Below are 1375 nucleotides of genomic sequence, written 5' to 3' on the forward strand. Positions count from 1 at the left end.
GGGAGTGTAAACTGAACTGTGTAAGTGAGAGAGCGTACGGCTCTTACTTCGCAGTTCAGTTTTTTATTGTTAGAATAAAACTATAACGATTGGGAGGTTGTTCTATTGGCTAAAACAAAGCGAGAAGAGAAATCAGCTGAATTAGCGAACCAAATTCTAGAAAACTACCAACCAGAGACTGTAGAAGACATGCAGAATGCACTTAAAGATATATTTGGCCCTATGTTTGAATCTATGTTGAAGGGTGAAATGAATCAACATTTAGGCTATGAAGCGAACGATAAAGAGAAAAAAGAGACAGAAAACAGACGGAATGGCTATGGAAAGAAAACCATCAAAACGAGCTCAGGCGAAGTCGACATCAAGGTGCCAAGAGATCGTGACGGCTCCTTTAATCCTGAACTAATCCCAAAACGAAAAAAAGACGTCTCTGCTATTGAAAATAAAGTGATTTCCATGTACGCACGTGGAATGTCGCAGCGAGATATTTCTTCCACGATTGAAGATATTTATGGTTTTTCAGTGTCCCATGAAATGGTATCCGATATTACGGATCAGGTCCTTCCAGAGCTAGAAGAATGGCAGGCTCGTCCATTAAGTAACTGTTATGCCTTTGTATTTGTGGACTGTATGTACACGACCATTCGCAATCAATATGAAACCAAGAAATATGCCGTCTATACGATATTAGGATATACCATGGAGGGCAATAAAGAGATTCTTGGCCTATGGCTTAACGAAACAGAAAGTAAGCATAAATGGATGCAGATTTTCGATGAAATTAAGGCAAGAGGAGTCGAAGATATTTTCTTTATATCCATGGATGGGGTAAGTGGTTTAGAAGAAGGATCACGTGCCATTTTCCCGGATGTCATTGTCCAACGATGTATGGTCCATTTGATTCGTAACTCCGTCAAATACGTTCCTAGTAAGGATTATAAAGCATTCACCAAAGCGTTAAAGAAAGTCTATGGTGCACCAAGCCTTAAGGCTTGCCTAAGTGCTTTTGAATCTTTTCAACAACAATGGGCTGCATATCCAGGAGCTATTGACGTTTGGACAAGGAACTTTCACCATGTAGAACAGCTTTACGATTATGGAAGTGCCATTCGTAAGGTAATGTACACAACCAACGCAGTAGAAAGTATTCATTCCAGCTTCAGAAAAGTAACCAAAAAAGGAGCATTCCCCAACGAGAACGCTCTATTAAAAGTATTATTTTTACGAGTAAAAGAACTCGAAACCAAGTGGGAGGGTGGTCATATCCAAAACTGGGCAATGGTTATGAACCAACTTCTTCTTCAAGTTGAGCTAAAAGATAGAGTGTTAAAGTACCTTGAGTAAGAGGGACTTACACACTTTATTTGACAAACCC

General features: G+C 39.6%; 1 protein-coding gene. It reads left to right on the forward strand.

All coding sequences use genetic code 11. From position 1 onward, the window contains the following. Positions 1-105: 105 nt before the first annotated feature. Positions 106-1344, forward strand: a complete 1239-nt coding sequence (locus D1B32_RS23475; protein WP_118890506.1) for an IS256 family transposase — start codon at positions 106-108, stop codon at positions 1342-1344. The last annotated feature ends 31 nt before the right edge of the window (positions 1345-1375 follow it).

The sequence above is a fragment of the Oceanobacillus profundus genome, from assembly GCF_003515705.1.
GTDB classification, from domain to species: Bacteria; Bacillota; Bacilli; order Bacillales; family Amphibacillaceae; genus Oceanobacillus; species Oceanobacillus profundus.